Source organism: Streptomyces sp. NPDC005551 (assembly GCF_042871785.1).
Lineage (GTDB): Bacteria > Actinomycetota > Actinomycetes > Streptomycetales > Streptomycetaceae > Streptomyces.
In genome coordinates, this window is sequence record NZ_JBIAJE010000012.1 from 41,614 (window position 1) to 61,097 (window position 19,484).

General features: G+C 73.9%; 16 protein-coding genes. 7 read left to right on the top strand and 9 right to left on the bottom strand.

Going from position 1 to position 19,484, the window contains the following annotated elements:
* Positions 1–55 precede the first annotated feature (55 nt).
* Genes ACFYP4_RS29740 through ACFYP4_RS29755 form a run of 4 tightly spaced genes read left to right on the top strand, consistent with a single transcriptional unit; the run spans position 56 to position 4,306 of the window.
* Positions 56–1,123, top strand: coding sequence for an ABC transporter permease (locus tag ACFYP4_RS29740; RefSeq protein WP_388789575.1), 1,068 nt, complete (start codon positions 56–58; stop codon positions 1,121–1,123).
* Positions 1,120–2,070: an ABC transporter permease gene (locus ACFYP4_RS29745; protein ID WP_388789578.1), complete on the top strand. Its 951-nt coding sequence runs from the start codon at positions 1,120–1,122 to the stop codon at positions 2,068–2,070. The genes ACFYP4_RS29740 and ACFYP4_RS29745 overlap by 4 nt, the downstream gene beginning before the upstream one ends.
* The gene (locus ACFYP4_RS29750; RefSeq protein WP_358854421.1) at positions 2,067–3,290 is read left to right on the top strand and encodes an oligopeptide/dipeptide ABC transporter ATP-binding protein; all 1,224 of its coding nucleotides are present in this window, start codon (positions 2,067–2,069) and stop codon (positions 3,288–3,290) included. The genes ACFYP4_RS29745 and ACFYP4_RS29750 overlap by 4 nt, the downstream gene beginning before the upstream one ends.
* Positions 3,287–4,306 carry an ABC transporter ATP-binding protein gene (locus ACFYP4_RS29755; protein WP_358854420.1) on the top strand — a complete coding sequence of 340 codons (1,020 nt, stop codon included), beginning with the start codon at positions 3,287–3,289 and terminating at the stop codon, positions 4,304–4,306. The genes ACFYP4_RS29750 and ACFYP4_RS29755 overlap by 4 nt, the downstream gene beginning before the upstream one ends.
* Before the next feature lie 69 nt (positions 4,307–4,375).
* Here the strand turns inward: ACFYP4_RS29755 and ACFYP4_RS29760 are convergent, their stop codons facing one another.
* The 9 genes from ACFYP4_RS29760 to rimP all read right to left on the bottom strand — a co-directional run bounded on the left by ACFYP4_RS29760 (position 4,376) and on the right by rimP (position 17,285).
* Positions 4,376–5,329: a bifunctional riboflavin kinase/FAD synthetase gene (locus ACFYP4_RS29760; protein WP_358855910.1), complete on the bottom strand. Its 954-nt coding sequence runs from the start codon at positions 5,327–5,329 to the stop codon at positions 4,376–4,378.
* Between the two features lie 126 nt (positions 5,330–5,455).
* Positions 5,456–9,916: a serine protease gene (locus ACFYP4_RS29765; RefSeq protein WP_388789583.1), complete on the bottom strand. Its 4,461-nt coding sequence runs from the start codon at positions 9,914–9,916 to the stop codon at positions 5,456–5,458.
* 266 nt (positions 9,917–10,182) lie between these two features.
* Positions 10,183–11,088, bottom strand: a complete 906-nt coding sequence (gene truB / locus ACFYP4_RS29770; protein WP_388789586.1) for a tRNA pseudouridine(55) synthase TruB — start codon at positions 11,086–11,088, stop codon at positions 10,183–10,185.
* Positions 11,085–11,537 (bottom strand): 30S ribosome-binding factor RbfA, encoded by a 453-nt coding sequence (gene rbfA, locus ACFYP4_RS29775; protein ID WP_358855907.1) that lies wholly within the window; start codon positions 11,535–11,537, stop codon positions 11,085–11,087. Before rbfA ends, truB begins: the two co-directional genes overlap by 4 nt.
* Positions 11,538–11,570: 33 nt before the next feature.
* On the bottom strand, positions 11,571–11,864 hold the full coding sequence (locus ACFYP4_RS29780; protein ID WP_355793302.1) for a DUF503 domain-containing protein: 294 nt from the start codon (positions 11,862–11,864) through the stop codon (positions 11,571–11,573).
* 175 nt (positions 11,865–12,039) lie between these two features.
* Positions 12,040–15,198, bottom strand: coding sequence for a translation initiation factor IF-2 (gene infB, locus ACFYP4_RS29785; protein WP_388789590.1), 3,159 nt, complete (start codon positions 15,196–15,198; stop codon positions 12,040–12,042).
* A gap of 149 nt (positions 15,199–15,347) precedes the next feature.
* Positions 15,348–15,641, bottom strand: a complete 294-nt coding sequence (locus ACFYP4_RS29790) for a YlxR family protein (protein ID WP_358854837.1) — start codon at positions 15,639–15,641, stop codon at positions 15,348–15,350.
* 130 nt (positions 15,642–15,771) lie between these two features.
* The gene (nusA, locus tag ACFYP4_RS29795) at positions 15,772–16,767 is read right to left on the bottom strand and encodes a transcription termination factor NusA (RefSeq protein ID WP_358854836.1); all 996 of its coding nucleotides are present in this window, start codon (positions 16,765–16,767) and stop codon (positions 15,772–15,774) included.
* Between the two features lie 2 nt (positions 16,768–16,769).
* Positions 16,770–17,285, bottom strand: a complete 516-nt coding sequence (gene rimP / locus ACFYP4_RS29800) for a ribosome maturation factor RimP (RefSeq protein WP_358854835.1) — start codon at positions 17,283–17,285, stop codon at positions 16,770–16,772.
* Positions 17,286–17,510: 225 nt separating this feature from the next.
* Here rimP and ACFYP4_RS29805 point away from each other — a divergent pair, with 225 nt between their 5' ends.
* Genes ACFYP4_RS29805 through ACFYP4_RS29815 form a run of 3 tightly spaced genes read left to right on the top strand, consistent with a single transcriptional unit; the run spans position 17,511 to position 19,461 of the window.
* Entirely contained in the window at positions 17,511–18,056 is a 546-nt protein-coding gene (locus ACFYP4_RS29805) for a hypothetical protein (RefSeq protein WP_358854834.1), read from the top strand.
* Positions 18,053–18,529: a ferritin-like domain-containing protein gene (locus ACFYP4_RS29810; protein ID WP_388789595.1), complete on the top strand. Its 477-nt coding sequence runs from the start codon at positions 18,053–18,055 to the stop codon at positions 18,527–18,529. The genes ACFYP4_RS29805 and ACFYP4_RS29810 overlap by 4 nt, the downstream gene beginning before the upstream one ends.
* A gap of 26 nt (positions 18,530–18,555) precedes the next feature.
* On the top strand, positions 18,556–19,461 hold the full coding sequence (locus ACFYP4_RS29815; RefSeq protein WP_358854832.1) for an aminoglycoside phosphotransferase family protein: 906 nt from the start codon (positions 18,556–18,558) through the stop codon (positions 19,459–19,461).
* Positions 19,462–19,484 lie beyond the last annotated feature (23 nt).

The window sequence follows — 19,484 nt, forward strand, 5'->3', positions numbered from 1 at the left end:
GAGCCGGACCGCGATCGACGAGAAGACCGCGAACAGCGAGTAGTAAGAGCCACTGATGACCGCTGAGGCAACACCAGCGCTGGTCGAGGAGACCGGCGGTCCGGCTACGGCCGGGCCGTCGGCCCGCGGCCCGAGGGCGCGCACCACCACCGCGTATCTGCGTTATGTGGCGGGCAAGTTGGGCGGCGCGGCCGTCTCGCTGCTCGCCGTTCTCGTCACCAGTTTCTTCCTCTTCCGGCTGATCCCGGGCGACCCGGTGAAGTACATGACGGGTGGCCGCCAGGTGTCGGCCGAGCAACTCGCCAACTACCGGCGCGAGTTCGGGCTCGATCTGCCGATGTGGCAGCAGTTCACGGACTACTGCGGCAAGGCGCTGACCGGTGACCTCGGAACGTCGTACCAGTTCCGGGCGCCCGTCATGGACAAGGTCACCGAGGCGCTGCCGAACACCCTGCTGCTGACCGGCACGGCGTTCGTCCTGTACACCGCGCTCGGCATCTTCCTCGGCACCCGCTCCGCCTGGCGCAACGGCGGGCTCGGCGACCGGCTCAACACCGGTCTGGCACTGACCCTCTACTCGATCCCGTCGTTCTGGCTCGGGCTGCTGCTCATCATCGTCTTCTCGGTGGGCATCGGGCCGGTTCCCGGACTCTTCCCGACCGGCGGCATGGAGTCGGGCGGCGAGCAGGGCTTCGCGTACGTCCTCGACGTCGCCCACCACCTGGTCCTGCCGGTGGTCACACTCGTCGCCGTCGAGTACGGGCAGACCCTGCTGGTCACCCGTTCCGCGCTGCTGGACGAGATGGGCAGCGACTACCTCACCACCGCACGTGCCAAGGGCCTGCGGGACGACCGGGTCCGCCGCCGTCACGCGGTGCCCAACGCGCTGCTGCCGACGGTCACGCTGATCTTCGTCAATCTCGGCCGCACGGTCGCGGGTGTCATCCTCGTGGAGACCGTGTTCTCCTGGCCGGGGCTCGGCGGCCTGTTCTACCAGGCGCTGAGCGTGCCCGATCTGCCGTTGGTGCAGGGGCTGTTCTTCATCTTCGCGGCGGCGGTGATCGTGATGAACACACTGGCCGACCTGATCTATCCGCTTCTGGACCCCCGGGTGGGCCGATGACCACGACCGAGTCGGACGGGCCGCTGACGCCCGACGCAGTGCCCCGCGTGTCCACGGCCGGACCGCGCGCCCTCGCCCGGCAGCGCCGCCGCCGTTCCGCCGCGCGCTTCTGGCGGCAGTACCGCGCCCACCGGGCCGGTGTCGTCGGTCTCGCCGCGCTCGCGCTGTTCGCGCTGGTCGCACTGACCGCGCCGCTGACCGTGGGCGCGGGCGTGCAGAACGTGACGGACGCGCCGGGCGGCCCCATGGAGAGCCCCAGCGCCCGATTCCCGCTGGGCACCGACCAGTTCGGCCGTAACCTGCTGGGCCTGGTGGTGTGGGGGTCCCGCGTCTCGCTGCTCGTGGGGCTGCTCGCCGCCGTCCTGTCCGTCGCGATCGGCGCGCTCATCGGCATCACCGCCGGGCACTTCCGCGGCTGGTACGCGACGGTGATCATGCGGATCACGGACTGGTTCCTGGTGATGCCGACGCTCGTCCTCGCGATCGCCCTCGCGACCGTCCTGTCCCGCTCCCTCGGCACCATCATCCTGGCGATCGGCGTCACCACCTGGCCCACGACGGCCCGCCTGGTGCGCGCCCAGACGCTGGCGGTGGAGTCCCGGCCGTACATCGAACGCGCCAAGGCGCTCGGCGGCGGCCACTGGCACGTGATGTCCCGCCATGTGCTGCCCAACGTGATGCCGCTGGTGCTGGCCCAGACGACCCTCATCATCTCCTCGGCGATCCTCGCCGAGGCGACGCTCGCCTTCCTCGGCCTCGGCGATCCGACGGTCGTGTCCTGGGGCGGGCTGCTCCAGGACGCGCGTGAGGCGGGCGCGGTCAGCTCCGGCGACTGGTGGTACCTCGTGCCGCCGGGCGTGGCGATCGCCGTCGTGGCCCTCGCCTTCACGCTGTGCGGCCGCGCCGTGGAGTCCGTCCTCAACCCCAGGCTGGGGGTGTCCCGTTGAGCCTGCTCGACATCCGCGACCTCGAAGTGACCTACGCCGGCGGGGCGGCCGCCGTACGCGGGGTGAGCCTCTCCCTGGAAGCGGGGCGGAAGCTCGGCATCGCCGGCGAGTCCGGCTGCGGCAAGTCCACGCTGGCGCTCGCGCTGCTGCGGCTGCTCCCCGCGGGCACGCGCACGAGCGGACGGATCCTGCTGGACGGCGAGGACGTCCTGACGATGAAGTGGGGCCGGGTGCGGGCGGTCCGCTGGGCGGGCGCCTCGATCGTCTTCCAGGGCGCGATGCACTCGCTGAACGCCGTGCACCGCGTCGGCGACCAGATCGCCGAGCCGATCCTGCTGCACCGCAGGGCCACCCCCGCGGGCGCGAGGAAGAAGACGGGCGAGCTGCTGGAGCAGGTCGGACTCCCCGCCGCCCGCGCGGAGGCGTACCCCCACGAGCTGTCCGGCGGACAGCGCCAGCGCGTCATGATCGCCATGGCGCTGGCCTGCGACCCGCGGCTGGTCGTCGCCGACGAACCGACCACCGCGCTCGACGTGATGATCCAGGCGCAGATCCTGCGCCTGATCGAACAGCTCGTCGCGGACCAGGACCTGGGCCTCGTCATGATCAGCCACGACCTCGCGGTGCTGGCCGACACGTGCGACCGGCTGGCGGTGATGTACGCGGGCCGCGTGGTCGAGGAGGGCCCCGCCCGGCAGGTGTACGAGGACGCGCTGCACCCGTACGGCAAAGCCCTGTCGGCGGCGTTCCCGCGGATCGGTGACGCCGCGTCCCGGTTCGCGCCGCGCGGCCTGCCGGGCGACCCGCCGGACCCCGCCGACCTGCCGGCCGGCTGCACGTTCCATCCCCGGTGCGCGGTGGCACTGGACGGCTGCGCCACGCAGGACCAGCCGCTGCGTACGGCGGGCCCGCGGCGCCGGGCGGCCTGCGTGCACATCGGCACCACACCCGGGCAGGACGCCCCGGCACCCACCCGCACCACCCCCGGTCCCGGCACCTCCGCCGCCCCCTCGGGCGCCGCACCCGCCGGCCCCGACGGCACGACCGGCCACCGGCCCGCCGCCGCACACCCGGGACCGGGCACCCCCGCGGCCGGCCCGGACACCTCACCCCCCGCCCCCGGCACTCCCACCGCACACCCGGACACCTCACCCCCCGCCCCCGGCGGGACAACCGCCCGCCCGGGCACCACGGACGACGACGCGAGGAGTACCGCGTGACCACCTCCCCCGGCGCCGGTCGCGAACGCCCGCCCACGCAGCCGCTGTTGAGTGCCGAGGGACTGCGCGTCTCCTTCCCCGGGCGGCACGGGGCCGAGCGGGCCCGCGCCGTCGACGGCGTCGACCTGGACATCCGGCCCGGCGAGGTCGTGGCCCTGGTCGGGGAGTCGGGCTGCGGCAAGACGACGCTGGCCCGGTCCCTGCTCGGCCTCGTCCCGCCGACCGGCGGCCGGGTCACCTTCGACGGGAAGCCGCTCGACTACACCTCGCGCGCCCTGAAGGCGTACCGCAAGCGCGTCCAGCTGGTCCTCCAGGATCCGAGCGGTTCGCTCAACCCGCGGCACACCGTGTACGACGCGGTGGCGGAGGGACTGCGCGTCCACCGCTACGGCGGCGACGAACGCGCGGCCGTGGCGGAGGCGCTCTCCCGGGCCGGGCTCCGGCCCCCCGAACGCTTCTTCCTCCGCTACCCGCACGAGCTCTCCGGCGGCCAGCGCCAGCGCGTGGTGATCGCGGGCGCACTGGTCCTGGAACCCGAACTCCTCGTCGCCGACGAGCCGGTGGCCTCCCTGGACGCCTCGGTACGCGGCGAGATCCTGTCCCTGCTCCTGCGGCTGCGCACCGAACTGGGCCTCGCCGCCCTGGTGGTGACCCATGACCTGGGCCTGGCCTGGAACATCGCCGACCGGGTCGCCGTCATGTATCTCGGCCGCATCGTGGAGACGGGCGAGGTCGAGCACGTACTGACGGCACCTCAGCACCCTTACACCCAGGCCCTGTTGTCAGTTCTGCCGGAAGCGCCGGGCGAGCCGGTCGTCCTGACCGGCGAGCCACCGGACCCCTCCCGCATCCCGTCCGGCTGCCGCTTCCACGTCCGCTGCCAGATCCTGGCGAGCGGGGAGGCCGAGCGGGCCGGGGTCGCGGACGCGTGCCGCGGCCAGGACCTGGACGTGCTCGGCGGGGGCGGCGAGGCGCAGGTCGCCTGCCACTGGGCCAGGACCCGCGTGACCGCGTAGAACGCCCGCTGCCGACGGAGAGGGGGCCGGTGCAGTGCACCGGCCCCCTCTCCGTGGACGAACGCCCGACTACTCGCCCTCGTACGCCTCGATCAGCTCCCGCGACCGCTTCACGTCGTCCGCGATGGCCACCAGCAGCTCGTCGATGGAGTCGAACCTGGCCTGGCCGCGGACGAAGGCGAGGAAGTCGACGGCGACGTGCAGGCCGTACAGGTCCAGGCCGACCCGGTCGATGGCGTACGCCTCGACGGTCCGCTCGGTGCCGTCGAACTGCGGGTTCGTGCCGACGGAGATGGCGGCCGGCATCGCCTCGCCCTGGGCGTGCAGCCAGCCGGCGTAGACGCCGTCGGCGGGGATCGCGGTGTGCGGCAGCGTCTCCACGTTGGCGGTGGGGAAGCCCAGCTCACGGCCCCGCTGGGCACCGCGCACGACGACGCCCTCGACGCGGTGCGGACGGCCGAGGATCTCGCGTGCGCCCTGGATGTCGCCCTCGGCGACCAGTCGGCGGGTGAGGGTCGAGGAGAAGGGCTCCCCGGCACCGGCCTCACCGGTCACGTACAGGTCCACGACCTCGACCTCGAAGTCGTACGTCCGCCCCTGCTCGCGCAGGAAGTCGACGTTGCCCGCGGCCCGGTGACCGAAGCGGAAGTTGGGCCCCTCCACGACGGCCTTCGCACGCAGCTTGTCGACGAGGACCTTGGCGACGAAGTCGGCGGGCGACAGCTTCGAGAACTCGGTGGTGAAGGGAAGGATGAGCAGGGCGTCCACACCCAGCTCGGCCATCAGCTCGGCCCGCCGGTGGTGCGGCGCGAGCAGCGGCGGATGGCTGCCGGGGCGCACCACCTCGCTGGGGTGCGGGTCGAAGGTGACGACGACGGAGGGAACGCCCAGCTCGCGGGCGCGGTCCACGGCATGCCGGATGATCAGCTGGTGCCCGCGGTGCACCCCGTCGTAGGAACCGATGGTGACGACGCTGCGCCCCCAGTCCTCGGGGATGTCCTCCAAGCCACGCCAGCGCTGCACTGTGACCGCTCCTTGTCGAACCTGTGTCCGTGGTTGCCTCATACGCAGGACTAAGGGTGCCATGCCGAGGTGATTCGGCTCGCATCGGCATGGACGCTGTGACGGGGCGCACCCTCCCCGCCGGGCTCAGACGGGGACCCGTACCCCCGCCAGTTTCTCGATCAGGCGCCGGGCGCTGGGTCCCACCACCGCGGACCAGTCCTGCGGAGCGTCGGTGAGCCAGCCCGCGGCCAGGGCCGCGAAGCCCGGCACTTCCCTGGCCAGGTCGACCAGCCCGCAGTCGAGAAGGGTCGCGCCGTCCGGGGTGCGGACCAGCAGGAGACCCGTACGGCGCACCAGCTCACGGGCGTGTCGTCCGTCGCCGCGTGCCGCACCGGCCGCAGCGGCACGCAGCAGGGCGTCGAGGACGCCGAGGTCCCGCTCACCGGCGAGCAGCAGTTCCAGCAACTCGTGCCTCAGTGCCCGCGAGCGCGGGCTGCCCGGGGCTGCCAGGACGGACGCGAGCCGGGCCCGCACCGCGGGCGGTCCGCCGTCCAGCAGACCCGTGACGAGGGGCAGGAGCACCGCACGTGCGTCGCCGCCGTGTTCGAGCCGGCGTTCGACGCAGGCGGCCACGTGCCGGGCGGTACCGGGACACAGCTCGACGGCCTCCCGTACGAGAGCGGCGACGCGGTGGGCGAGCGCGGGCGTGGTGGCGTCGGCGAGGGTGCGCAGCACGTCGCCCGTGTCGGAGGCGGGTTGCCGCAGCCGCGTCCGGAAGGCGTCGAGCACCGGCGTCGGATCCGTGGTGAGAGCGGGGACGAGGGCGCTCGCGGGAAGCTGCGGGCCACCGGCGGCGAAACGCTCCAGCGTCGCGGGCAGATACCGGTCCCGGGTCGCCGGGTCGTGGACGAGGAGGGCGAGCGCCGCACCGTGGGCGGCGCCGTCGGCGGGGCGGACCAGCAGTGCGAACGCCGCGTGGCGCAGCAGGTCACGGTCGGCCTCGGTGCGCACGTGCGGCGCGGTGCGCAGCCCGTACGTCATCGCGGCCGCGCGCCGGGCGGGCCGCTCGTCGTGGGCCCAGCGGTCGACCGCCCGGCACATGGCCGACGGTTCCTCCTCCGCGAGGGCGGCGAGCAGTTCGTCCCCGCGCGGATGGGCGCACCCGGCGAGGGCCTCCGTGAGGTCGTCGGGTGCCCGCCTGCGGTGGGCGTACAGCAGGGCCTGGGCGGCTCTCGCCACGGTGGCGTCCGGCGTCGCGGGCAGCGGACGCTCGTCGTCGAACCAGCGGGTCAGGTGCGGTGGTACGGCGGCGGGGTCGGCGGCGAGGAGCCGGGCGACGGCGTCCAGATAGCGGGGCGTCGACGGGCGGGAGTCTTTGGGCACGGGAGGTTCCGCCCGCGCGCCGGGGCCGGCCGCGGAATCGTCCGCGGCCTCGCCGTGGTCGCTCGGGCACGCACCGGAAGCGTCCGTGTGAGCGCCCGCGACCCCGGACGCGCCGGGAGCGTCCCTGCGAGCGCCCCCGACCTCGCCATGATCCCGCCGGCGCGCGTGGGGACCGACAGCGCGGGCGTCGGTGGAACGGTCCGCGGCCTCACCCTGATTCCGCCAGGGCTGCCGGGCGGAGGTCCGCCGGCCCGGGGCCGCCGGGTGCGGTGCGTCGTCCGCGACCACCAGTCGCCGCAACAGCTCGAACCGTTCCGACGCCGGCAGCCGCACCGCCTCCCAGAACCACGGCCCGAACTCCCCCGGCACCCGCCGCCCCTGCGCCCGCCACATGACGATCCGCTCGGCGAGCTGCCGCAGTACCCCGGTGTACGGGGTCGCGTCGGGTACGCGCACCAGGACCTCGCGCAGCAGACGGGCGGCCCACCAGACGGCGTCGCCGGACGGCTCGGGCGCCGTGGGCAGCAGGGCGTCCACGGCGTCGACCAGGTCCTCGAGGCGAGCGGCGGCGGGTTGGGCGCCGCCGTGCTGCCCGGCCGGCAGGAGGAACGCCTCGACGACCGGGCCGATACGGTGCCGCGGCACGGGAGGCGTACGGCGGTACGCGTCCGCGGCGGCCTCCCCTCCTGCCCGGGAAAGGCCGGGCGGGGCGGGCTCCGCGGGACGGGACGGAAGCCGGTCGTCGCCCGCCCCGGACGGGATCTCCCGGGCCCGGTGGACGAGCGCGTGCAGGGCCGCGTCCAGGTCGAGATGCATGCCCTGGATCCAGTCGGCGAGTTCCTCGTGGGCGAAGCGGTAACCGGTGCCCGCGGGCACGACGAGGCCCTCGGCGAGGACGGCCGAGGCCCATCCCGTGGCGGCGCCGAGCCGGCTCGCGGGAGCCGTGCCCCACGGGAAGACGGACTCGAAGGCCGCGCGGTCCAACTCCCCCTGCCCGGGGCCGAGACAGCGCCGTGCGGCCTCGTGCAGCTGCCCGGAGACCCGCGCCGCGAGCCGGCGCACGGCGGTGCCCCGCAGCCCGTTCGCCGCCGCGAGCCGGACCGCGACGCGCAGGCACATCAGGTCCAGGTGGGCCGCGAAGACCTCGTCCCGGCCGACGGGACCCCCCGGCGTCCAGTCGGCCCCGGCGGGCAGGGCCGCACGCACCTCCGCGAGCAGCCGCAGGGTCAGGGGGTGGCGGGCGTCGGCGTCCCGGAGGACGCCGTCGGGGATCCCGTGGCGTGCGCGGGCCCGCCGGGCCGCCTCCTCGCCCAGGTCGCCGAGCCACACGCAGGGCGGCAGACGATCACCGTCGGCCGGCACGGACCCCCCGCCCTCACACCCCCCGCCCCCCGGCCCACGCACTTCCCGCCCATCACACCCCGGGCCCAGGTCCTCGCGCTCCCCACACCCCGGGCCCTCGATCCGTGGCGCCCCGCACCTCGGCCCACGCACTTCCCGCCCATCACACTCACGCCCCTCACCCGGGCGCACCCCCGCACCACCACCTCCGACCGGACCCGTCCCGTCACCCGCGGGGCCCGCGCTCGCGGGGCCCGACGCCCGATCCGTGCCCCCGCCGACCAGCACCCGCCCGTCCCGCCCCCGCGGCGGTTCACAGCCGCCGGCACCCCCGCCCGCCCCGTGCAGCAGCTCCCGCGGGAACTGCTCCCCCGCCTGTTCCCAGTACTCCTCCCGGCACGCGACGACCAGCCGCGCACCGCTGTCCCGCAGCCACGCAACCGTCCCCGCCGCCCACTCGGCGAGCCGGTGGGCCGGCCCGGGCGGCATCTCCTCGGGGCTGTCGAGAAGCAGCAGCAGCGGACGGCCGGCGGTCCGCGCGAGCCGGGCCAGGCGCCCGGGGCCGATGTCGCCCAGCTCGCCCGCGCGGCCGGCGGGCGGCAGCCCACCTGCGGCGTCGCCGTCCGTACCGGCACCGGCCCCGGGAGACCCCGGCTCCCCGGACCGCGAGGCCGCCACGATCCGCCCCGCCCGCTCGAGCGCCCGCGCCGCCGCGTCGGCCACCGAGGTGTCCGCGGCGCGCAGGTCCGCGCCGCGCAGCCACAGCGTGGGCGCCGGTTCCGGGCCCTGGGCCCTTCGTGCGGCCAGCGCCGCCAGTTCCGTCGTACGGCCGCTGCCCGGCCGGCCGACCAGTGCGAGCACCACCGGCCTGCCGGTCGTGAACGCCGCGAACTCCCTGATGACGTCGGGCCGTTCGGCGGTCTCCGGCGCCCCGGCGAAACTCCCCGTGCCGAAGCCCGTCCGCCGGCCCTCCCCCGGGCCCGCCGCCACCCCCGGGTCCGCGGGCGGACAGGCGGCCGAGGAGCCCGTACGGGCCCGCCCGCCCGCGCCGGAACGCCCGGCGGCCCCGCCCCTGGAGAAGGCGACACCGGCACCCGCACCCGCACCCGCACCCGCACCCGCACCCGCACCCGCACCGAACACGGTCCCCGGCCCGTCCGACCCCAGCGACGTGGCCGTGAGCTCCAGCACCCCCGCCAAATTCAGATCGGCCCCGTACGCGGGCACCGTCGACGCGTTGCGCGCCAGCAGGTCCGCGAGCACGGGCGGCAGGACGGTCCGGCGCAGGGGCACCGCCAGGCCCGCCGTCCGGTGCCCGGTGTGCAGGGCGGTGCCGAGTACCGCGACGACCGCGCCGGTCGCCGCGTCGAGCACGGGGCCCCCGGCCGCTCCGCCGCCCGGCCGGAGCGCGTCGGTGCCCGCCGTGCCGATCGCCAGCTCCAGGGCGGAGTCGAGCCGGTGGGGACGGTCCGTCGCCGGATACGTCGCGGCCGTCACGCCCAGCACGCGCGCCTCCCGCCAGCCGCCCGCGGCGATCCTGACGTACGCGCCGGTCTGGACCCCGTTCCGCACGGTGACGGGCAACGGGCAGAGGCCGAGGTCGTCGGTGCGCACGAGAGCCAGGTCCGCCTCGGGCAGTGCGGTCACGGAGTCGGCGCCCACCACGCGGACGCGGCCGTCGGGGCTGCGCAGGACCAGCCGGGCCAGGCCGTCCACCGCCTCGTGGCTGGTGACGACGGTGCCATGGTGGTCGGCGGCGAAGCCCGTGCCGCGCGGGCGGCCCGCCAGATCGCTGACCTGCACCAGGGCCGCGTCCGGGGCCGCCACCGGGGCGACGTCCGGTGTCCGCCGGCCCCCGGTCCGAGGGCCACGTCCCGCCATGGTCGAACCTCCCTGCCGTGCGCCTGGTTCCGACGGTAGACAGGGGTTGATCAGCGGGACGGATCGCGTGATGAACGCGCCCCCTCGCACACCCTCGGTTCACTCCGAGCGCCCGTCCGAAGGGGTGAACGGACGGGCGCGGATGGATACACCCTTGGAGGGGGGAACCGAGGGGGGACCGTGGAGCGGCGATCAGGAACGACAGCGTGACCGTCGCTCCACGGACACCGGACGAGCCGGCCGGACGGGACCGCCCGGCGCGGTGCTCAGCCGAACACCGCCAGGCTCTTCGCCTTGCCCTTCTGTGCCTCCACCAACGCGAGGAAGCGCCCCGTCGGGTCGTAGACGGCCACGGCGCCCGCTCCCGTGTACTCCTCGGGCATGTCGAGGCGCACGCCGTTGAGGAGCAGCCGGGCCCGCCGGTCGTCCACGTCCCAGCGGGGGAACGCGGCGGCGGCGGCGTCGGCGATGGGCATCACGGTCAGCTCCTGCTGGAGCTGGTCCAGAGTCCTCGCCGTGTCCAGCTTGTACGGGCCGACGCGGGTACGGCGCAGAGCGGTCAGGTGGCCCCCCACCCCGAGGTCCGCGCCGAGGTCGCGGGCGAGCGCCCGGATGTAGGTGCCCGAGGAGCACACCACGGACACGATCAGGTCGAGCACGGGCGTGCCGTCCTGCGCGACCGCGTCCCGGACGTCGTACACCGCGAACGACGAGATGGTCACCGGCCGGGCCGGGATCTCGAAGTCCTCGCCCTCACGCGCCCGCTTGTACGAGCGCACCCCGTCGATCTTGATGGCGCTGACCTTGGACGGCACCTGCATGATGTCGCCGCTCAGCTTGGCGATCCCGGCGTCGATGGCGTCGCGCCCGATGCCGGAGGCGTCGGCCGAGGAGATGATGTCGCCCTCGGCGTCGTCCGTCAGCGTGTTCTGGCCGAGCCGGATCGTGCCGAGGTACTCCTTCTCGGTGAGCGCGAGGTGTCCGAGCAGCTTGGTCGCCTTCTCGACGCCGAGGACGAGCACGCCCGTCGCCATGGGGTCGAGAGTGCCGGCGTGGCCGACGCGGCGGGTTCTGGCGATCCCGCGCATCTTGGCGACCACGTCGTGCGAAGTGAAGCCCGACGGCTTGTCGACGACGACAAGCCCGTCGGGCGTCCTGTGCTTCTCCGTCATTCGGCGGCGTCGTCCTCGTCGTCGTCCTCGCCCGGCTTCTTGTACGGGTCGGCGTCGCCCGCGAAGGCGGCGCCCGCCGAGACCTCGCGGACCTTCGCGTCGGAGGCCCGCGCCTTGTCAAGGAGGTCCTCGATGGTCTTGGCGGTGTCGGGCAGGGCGTCCGCCACGAAGGTGAGGGAGGGCGTGAACTTCACACCGGCCGCCGCACCCACCGCGGAACGGAGCACGCCCTTGGCGCTCTCCAGGCCCGCGGCCGCGGCCGCCCGCTCCTCGTCGTCCCCGTACACCGTGTAGAAGACGGTCGCCTCCCGGAGGTCCCCGGTGACCCGGGTGTCCGTGATGGTCACATGCGAACCGAGCCGCGGGTCCTTGATCCCGCGCTGCAGCTTCTGGGCCACCACCTCTCGGATGAGGTCCGCCAGCCTCTTAGCCCGCGCGTTGTCGGCCACTGGTCCGTCTCCTTCTTCGCCTTGCTTGTTCCGTCAGTCTTCGTCTTTGTGGAGTCTGCGCCGAACCGACAGCAGATCCACCTCCGGTCGCGCCGCGACGAGCCGTTCGCACCGGTCCAGGACGTCGGTGAGGTGCTCGGTGTCCCCGGAGACCACCGCCAGACCGATCTCGGCCCTGCGGTGGAGGTCCTGGTTGCCCGTCTCCGCCACGCTCACCGGGTACTTCCGCTGAAGCTCGGCGACGATCGGCCGGACGAGGGAGCGCTTCTCCTTCAGCGAGTGGACGTCGCCGAGAAGCAGATCGAAGGACAGTGTCCCCACGTACATGTGTGTCCGGATGTCCCGCCGGTACGGGGTAGATGGCCCAGCCAAATGTTTGGCGGGACACCAGAACCGTACAACGAAGGGCCGGGGTCCTCGACAGGGTTTCCGGGGCGCTGCCCCGCAAACGGCAAGCTGGCCGGCGGTGACTTGTCACCGCCGGCCAGCTCACACAACCGCTTTACGAGCGCGGCTTCTCGCGCATCTCGTACGTCGCGATGACGTCGTCGACCTTGATGTCGTTGAAGTTTCCGAGGTTGATACCACCCTCGAAGCCTTCGCGGATCTCGGTGACGTCGTCCTTGAAGCGACGCAGCCCGGAGATGTTGAGGCTCTCCGCGATGACCTTGCCGTCGCGGATGAGGCGCGCCTTGGTGTTGCGCTTGACCTCGCCCGAGCGGACCAGGACACCGGCGATGTTGCCCAGCTTGGACGACTTGAAGACCTCGCGGATCTCCGCCGTGCCGAGCTCGACCTCCTCGTACTCCGGCTTCAGCATGCCCTTCAGGGCCGCCTCGATCTCCTCGATGGCCTGGTAGATCACCGAGTAGTACCGGACGTCGACGCCCTCGCGCTCGGCCATCTGCGCCGCGCGGCCCGCAGCGCGGACGTTGAAGCCGATGACGATCGCGTCGGAGCCGGTCGCCAGGTTAATGTCCGACTCGGTGACCGCACCCACACCGCGGTGCAGGATGCGGATGTCGACCTCTTCGCCGACGTCGAGCTGGAGCAGCGAGGACTCGAGAGCCTCCACCGAACCGGACGCGTCGCCCTTGATGATGAGGTTGAGTTCCTGCACCAGACCGGCCTTGAGGGCCTCGTCCAGGTTCTCCAGGGAGAACCGGACTCCGCGCCGGGCGAAGTTGGCGTTGCGCTCACGCGCCGCGCGCTTCTCGGCGATCTGGCGGGCCGTGCGGTCCTCGTCGACGACGAGGAAGTTGTCGCCGGCGCCCGGGACGTTGGTGAGACCGAGGACGAGGACCGGGGTCGAGGGACCCGCCTCTTCCACGTTCTCGCCCTTGTCGTCGAGCATCGCGCGGACACGGCCGTACGCGTCGCCGACCACCATGGTGTCGCCGACCCGCAGGGTGCCTCGCTGGACCAGGACGGTCGCGACGGCACCGCGGCCGCGGTCGAGGTGGGACTCGATCGCAATACCCTGCGCGTCCTGCTCCGGGTTGGCCCGCAGGTCGAGCGAGGCGTCCGCGGTGAGGACCACGGCCTCCAGCAGGCTCTCGATGTTGAGGCCCTGCTTGGCGGAGATGTCGACGAACATCGTGTCGCCGCCGTACTCCTCGGCCACCAGCCCGAACTCGGTGAGCTGGCCGCGCACCTTGGTCGGGTCCGCGCCCTCGACGTCGATCTTGTTGACCGCGACCACGATCGGCACGTCGGCCGCCTTGGCGTGGTTCAGCGCCTCGATCGTCTGGGGCATCACACCGTCGTTGGCCGCCACCACGAGGATCGCGATGTCGGTCGACTTGGCACCACGGGCACGCATGGCGGTGAACGCCTCGTGACCCGGGGTGTCGATGAAGGTGATCTTGCGCTCTTCGTCGTTGACCTGAGTCGTGACCTGGTACGCACCGATGTGCTGCGTGATACCGCCGGCCTCGCCCGCGACGACGTTCGTCTTGCGGATGGTGTCGAGGAGGCGGGTCTTACCGTGGTCGACGTGACCCATGACGGTCACGACCGGCGGACGCGCGACGAGGAACTCCTCGCCACCCTCGTCCTCGCCGAACTCGATGTCGAAGGACTCGAGCAGCTCGCGGTCCTCCTCCTCGGGGCTGACGATCTCGAGGACGAAGTTCATCTCGTCCGCGAGGAGCTTCAGCGTCTCGTCGGAGACGGACTGCGTGGCAGTGACCATCTCGCCGAGGTTCATCATCACGCCGACGAGCGACGCCGGGTTCGCGCCGATCTTCTCGGCGAAGTCGGTGAGGGACGCACCGCGCGACAGGCGGACGGACTGTCCGTTGCCGCGAGGCAGCATGACGCCGCCGACCGACGGGGCCTGCATGGCCTCGTACTCCTGGCGCCTCTGCCGCTTCGACTTGCGGCCACGACGGGCGGGCCCGCCGGGACGGCCGAACGCACCCTGCGTGCCTCCACGGGCACCGGGACCACCCGGACGACCGCCGAAGCCGGGACGGCCACCGCCGCCACCGGGACCACCCGGACGGCCGGCGAAACCGCCGCCACCGCCACCGGGACCACCCGGACGACCGGCGAAACCGCCACCGGGACCAGCGGGACGACCGGCGAAACCGCCGCCGCCACCCGGACGACCGCCGCCACCGGCACCGCCGGGACGACCGCCGCCACCGGGACCGCGGCCACCGCCGGGGCCACCACCGGGACGCGGGCCCGCAGCGGGACGCTGCGGCATCATGCCGGGGTTCGGACGGTTGCCGCCGGGGGCGCCGCCGGGACGCGGAGCGCCGCCCTGCGGGCGGGGCATGCCGCCCGGAGCCGGACGGGCACCGCCCTGGCCTTGCGGACGCGGAGCGCCACCGGGACCACCCTGCGGACGGGGACCACCCTGGCCGGCACCCTGCGGGCGCGGGGCGCCCGGGGCACCGGGGCCGCCGGGACGCGGAGCGCCGCCCGGACGGGGCGCCTGCGGGCGCGCCATACCGGTGGAGCCACCAGAGGTGAAGGGGTTGTTGCCCGGACGGGGACCGGCCGGACGGGCGCCCGGACGCGGGGCCTGACCGCCGGGACGCGCGGCGCCCTGACGGTCACCGCGGTCGCCGCGCTCGGGACGGTCACCACGGCCCTGGCCGCCCTGGCCGGGACCACCGGCGGGACGGGCACCGGGACGCGGGGCCTGGCCGCCGGGACGCGGAGCGCCCGGACGGGCACCCGCGGCGGGGGCGGAGGGAGCCGACGGAGCCGACGGGGCCGCCGGCGCCGAGGGCGGCGCGGTGAACTCGGGCGCGGCCGGAGCCGGAGCCGCCGGAGCGGGCTTCGGCGCGGGCTTGGGACCCGGGCGCGGGCCCGCTGCCGCCGGGGTGACCGGAGCGGCCGGGGCGGCAGGCGCCGCGGGCTTCTCGGCCGCGGCCGGCTTCGGGGCCGGCGGGCGCGGGGCGGCCGGACGGGCCGCCTGCGCCGGAGAGGGGGCTGCCGGACGAGCCGGCGAAGACTTGCGCGGGGCGGACTTGCCGCCGCCGTTGCTGCCCTGCTGGAAAGCATCGGTCAGCTTGCGTACAACGGGCGCCTCGATCGTCGAGGACGCCGAACGGACGAATTCACCGAGTTCCTGGAGCTTGGCCATGACGGCCTTGCTCTCAACTCCGAACTCCTTGGCGAGTTCGTATACCCGGACCTTAGCCACATCGCTCCTTTTAGGTCCGGGTTGCGTCCGGACCGTCGCTACTTCATGGGCGTACTCATCGCGTGCTCATCGAGTGCTCATCGCAATCTCGACCTACTTCCAACTCGCGGGGTACCAGGGGCCGCACGGGGTTCCGTGCGACACATGTCTTACGGTGTTGCCTGCTCGGCAACCGTCTCCTCGACCGCTCGGCGCAAGGCCGACATGTCGAGCACTCCCTGGGCACGCAGCGCCCGTGGGATCGCCCGGCGGCGGACCGCCAGGTCGAGACAGGCCACGGTGGGATGCACGTATGCACCCCGGCCGGGCAGCGTACCGCGAAGATCGGGGACGCATGCGTCCTCGATCGCCACGATGCGCAGCAGATCGGTCTTGGCCGCTCGATCCCGGCACCCCACACAGGTGCGTTCGGGGCATGCGCGGTCTCGCGTCCGGCCAGACACTCTTAAGTCTACCTCCCCGCACGGACCTCACCCCTTTGGGGCAAGAATCGAACAGTTGCCGTGCGTAAAACTGTCGTGATCGAAGCGTCACACGGCCGGGATCCGTCCCCCGGCCGTGCGGGTGCCCGCGTCAGTCCCGCTTCTCGTCCGGCTGCTCGGTGTCCGGGCGGATGTCGATGCGCCAGCCGGTCAGCCGGGCGGCGAGACGGGCGTTCTGGCCCTCCTTGCCGATGGCCAGCGACAGCTGGTAGTCCGGGACGGTCACCCGCGCGGAGCGGGCCGCGAGGTCGACGACCTCGACCTTGGAGACCCGGGCCGGTGACAGCGCGTTCCCGACCATGTCAGCCGGGTCGTCCGACCAGTCGACGATGTCGATCTTCTCACCGTTGAGCTCGGCCATCACGTTGCGCACCCGGCCGCCCATGGGGCCGATGCAGGCGCCCTTGGCGTTCAGGCCCGAGCGGGTGGAGCGCACCGCGATCTTCGTGCGGTGGCCGGCCTCGCGGGCGATGGCCGCGATCTCGACCGAGCCGTCGGCGATCTCCGGCACCTCGAGGGCGAACAGCTTCTTGACCAGGTTCGGGTGCGTGCGGGACAGGGTCACCGAGGGGCCGCGTACGCCCTTGGCCACCCGCACGACGTACGAGCGCAGGCGGGTGCCGTGCTGGTACTGCTCGCCGGGCACCTGCTCCTGCACCGGCAGGATGGCCTCCATCTTGCCGATGTCGACCATCACGTTCTTCGGGTCGCGGCCCTGCTGGACGACGCCCGTGACGATGTCGCCCTCCCGGCCCGCGTACTCACCGAGGGTCGCGTCGTCCTCGGCGTCCCGCAGGCGCTGCAGGATCACCTGCTTGGCGGTGGTGGCGGCGATACGGCCGAAGCCAGACGGTGTGTCGTCGAACTCGCGCGCCTCCTGCCCCTCCTCCAGCTCGGCCGGGTCCTCCTTCGCCCACACGGTCACGTGACCGCTCTCCCGGTCGAGCTCCACGCGCGCGTGGCGGCGGCTTCCGTCGGTGCGGTGGTAGGCGATGAGGAGGGCCGACTCGATCGCTCCGACCAGCAGGTCGAAGGAGATCTCCTTCTCCCGTACCAGGCCCCGCAGGGCACTCATGTCGATGTCCACGGCTACGCCTCCTCTGCGTTCTCTTCGTTCTCGTCGTTCTTGGTCCTGCGGTTGAACTCGACCTGGACGCGCGCCTTGGCGACGTCCGAGAAGGCGAGCCGCCTGGCGGTGGGTCTGCGCCCCTTCACGCCGGGCACTTCGACGTCGATGCCGTCGTCGTCGACCTGGAGGATCCGGGCGACCAGTTCGTCGCCCTCGCCCAGCTGGAACTTCACGAGCCGGTCGACGGCGCGTACGTAGTGGCGGTGCTCCGTGAGCTCGCGCTCGGCACCCGGGGTTCCGACCTCGAGGGTGTACTCGCCCTCGCCCATCGCGTCCGTCTCGTCGAGCTTCGCCGAGAGCGCGCGGCTCACATCGGCGATCTGGTCGAGGTCGGCACCGGTGTCCGAGTCGACGACGACACGCAGCACCCGCTTGCGCCCGACCGAGTCCACTTCGATCTGCTCGAGATCGAGTCCCTGAGAGCCGACGAGCGGTTCCAGCAGTTCTCGCAGCCTCTCGCTCTGGGTGGTGCTCATCCGGGTGACTCCTCGGCCGCGTGTGCTGTTGTGGGTTGGTCGTGTGTCAGGTGAAAGGGTATCCGGTCGCGGGGGGTGTTGCCGTCCACCGCGGGGGGCGGCACGCGGGACGGGACGCCCCCCGCTCCCGGGAGAGCCGCTGGCGGGCGCCGGGCCGGTGCGCGGGTACCGTGATCGCGGGCCTGCCGCCCTCCCTGTCGTTCGAGCCTGCCGAGGACGTCTGCCGTGCCGTTCACCCTGCCGCCGCGCACCCCGCCGGGGCCGCGCCGAAGGAGCCTGCTCGCGTCGGCCGCGGGCGCGTTCGCCCTCGCGGGCTGCACCTCCCGCGAGTCCGCCACCGACACCGCCGACGGGAGCCCCTCCGCGGGCGACCGGGCACGCGCGCGTGCGGCCCGCGACAGCGAGACGCTCGCCGCGCGGTACGCCGCCGTGATCGCCGCCCATCCGCCCCTGGCCGGGCGGCTGGACCCGCTGCGCGCCGAGGTCGTCCGCCACGTACGAGCCTTCGGAGCGGCCGCGCGGACGTCGGCCTCCCCCTCGCCCTCCCGTTCGGCGTCGGCATCGGTCTCCGCGGCTCCGTCCGCGAGCGCCTCCGCCGTACCGGAGCGGGAGAAGGACGCGCTCGCCGAACTGGCCGCGGCGGAGCGCGCCCTGGCGGACCGGCGCGCCAAGGAGCTGGTGGAGGTGCCGGGCGAGCTGGCCAGGCTGCTGGCCTCGGTGGCGGCGGCCGGCGCGGCCCACGCCTTTCTGCTGACGGGGGACGGCAAGTGAGCGCGGCGGGTACCGGGAAGAAGGCCGTGGAGCTGAAGGCCCTGCAGGCCGCGCTGGGCGCCGAACACGCCGCCGTGTACGGGTACGGCGTCGTCGGCGGCAGGATCTCCGCGGCGCGCCGGGACGAGGCACGGGCGGCCTACGACGCGCACCGGGCGCGGCGCGACGAGCTGGAGCGTCTCGTGCGTGACCTGGACGGGAAGCCGGTGGCCTCGGCCGCCGCGTACGCGCTGCCGTTCGCCGTGCCGGACTCGGCGGCGGCCGTGCGGCTCGCCGCCGAGCTGGAGGACCGGCTGGCCGGTGTCTACGGCGACCTGGTGCGGGCAGCCGGAGGGACACGGCGGCGCGGCGCCGCGGACGCGCTCCGGGAGGCGGCGGTGCGGGCGGTGCGCTGGCGCGGCGAGAGCGTAGCCTTCCCTGGGCTCGCCGAGCGGGCGGCCGGCCCGTCGGCGTCGGTGGCCCCGCCGACGTGACGCGACCTGGAAGGAACGACTCGCGGATGGCTTTCGAACCGCCGCAGCGCCTCGTGCGGGCGCTCGGCGAGACGCGGCAGAACGGGACCGACGCGGCCGCCGAGTGGCTGGAGAAGCTGCCCGAGCAGGTTCAGCAGGCCGTCGGTCTACGCGAGTTGACGGTCGAGCGGGTGCAGGCTCCGGGCGGCCGCAGCAGTCTGGTCGTCCTGGTCCGGCTGGCCGACGGGACACCCGCCGTGCTGAAGCTGGCGCCCGAGCGGGCCCGGCCCGCGCACGAGCGGGCGGCACTGGCGCACTGGGACGGCCTCGGCGCCGTGCAGCTGCTCGATCGCGGCGAGGCGCAAGGGGTGCTGCTGCTGGAGCGGCTGCACCCCGAGGTGTCGGTACGGTCGCTGCCCGAGGCGAAAGCGCTGCTGGAGGCCGCCGGGACACTACGGCGGCTGTGGGTCGAGCCGCCGTCCTGGCATGTCTTCGAGACGGTGGCCGAGCGGACCGGCCGGCAGGCCGAGGCGATGCGGGCGAGCGCCGACAGTGAGAGCGGACCGCTGGTGGACGCGGCGCTCGCGGCGCGTGAGGAGTTGCTCGCCGGTGACCCCGAACAGCGGCTGCTGCACGGCACGTTCCGGCAGAGCAAGGTGCTGGCCGGGGAGCGGATGCCGTGGCTGGCGGTGGGCCCCGATCCAGTGGTCGGCGAGTGCGCCTTCGACCTGGCCCGGCTGGTCCGGGACCGCGTGGAGGACCTGATCGCCTCGCCGTCGGGCGCGTCGATCACCCGCCGCCGGGTGAAGCGGCTGGCCGAGTCGCTGGACCTGGACCAGGAACGGCTGCGGGGCTGGACCCTGTTCCGGGCGGTGGAGTCCGGCGTCCGGGCCCGGCGGGTGGGGCGGGCACAGGACGCGGAGCTGCTGCTGGAGTTCGCGGGCTGGCTCTGAGCGGCCCACGGGGCCGCTCCCCG

Coding starts and splice junctions, on each gene's coding strand:
- ACFYP4_RS29815 (WP_358854832.1), top strand. CDS start 18,556: ATGGCTTTCGAACCGCCGCAGCGCCTCGTGCGGGCGCTCGGCGAGACG.
- ACFYP4_RS29740 (WP_388789575.1), top strand. CDS start 56: ATGACCGCTGAGGCAACACCAGCGCTGGTCGAGGAGACCGGCGGTCCG.
- ACFYP4_RS29765 (WP_388789583.1), bottom strand. CDS start 9,916: ATGGCGGGACGTGGCCCTCGGACCGGGGGCCGGCGGACACCGGACGTC.
- ACFYP4_RS29745 (WP_388789578.1), top strand. CDS start 1,120: ATGACCACGACCGAGTCGGACGGGCCGCTGACGCCCGACGCAGTGCCC.
- ACFYP4_RS29780 (WP_355793302.1), bottom strand. CDS start 11,864: ATGTACGTGGGGACACTGTCCTTCGATCTGCTTCTCGGCGACGTCCAC.
- rimP (WP_358854835.1), bottom strand. CDS start 17,285: ATGAGCACCACCCAGAGCGAGAGGCTGCGAGAACTGCTGGAACCGCTC.
- truB (WP_388789586.1), bottom strand. CDS start 11,088: ATGACGGAGAAGCACAGGACGCCCGACGGGCTTGTCGTCGTCGACAAG.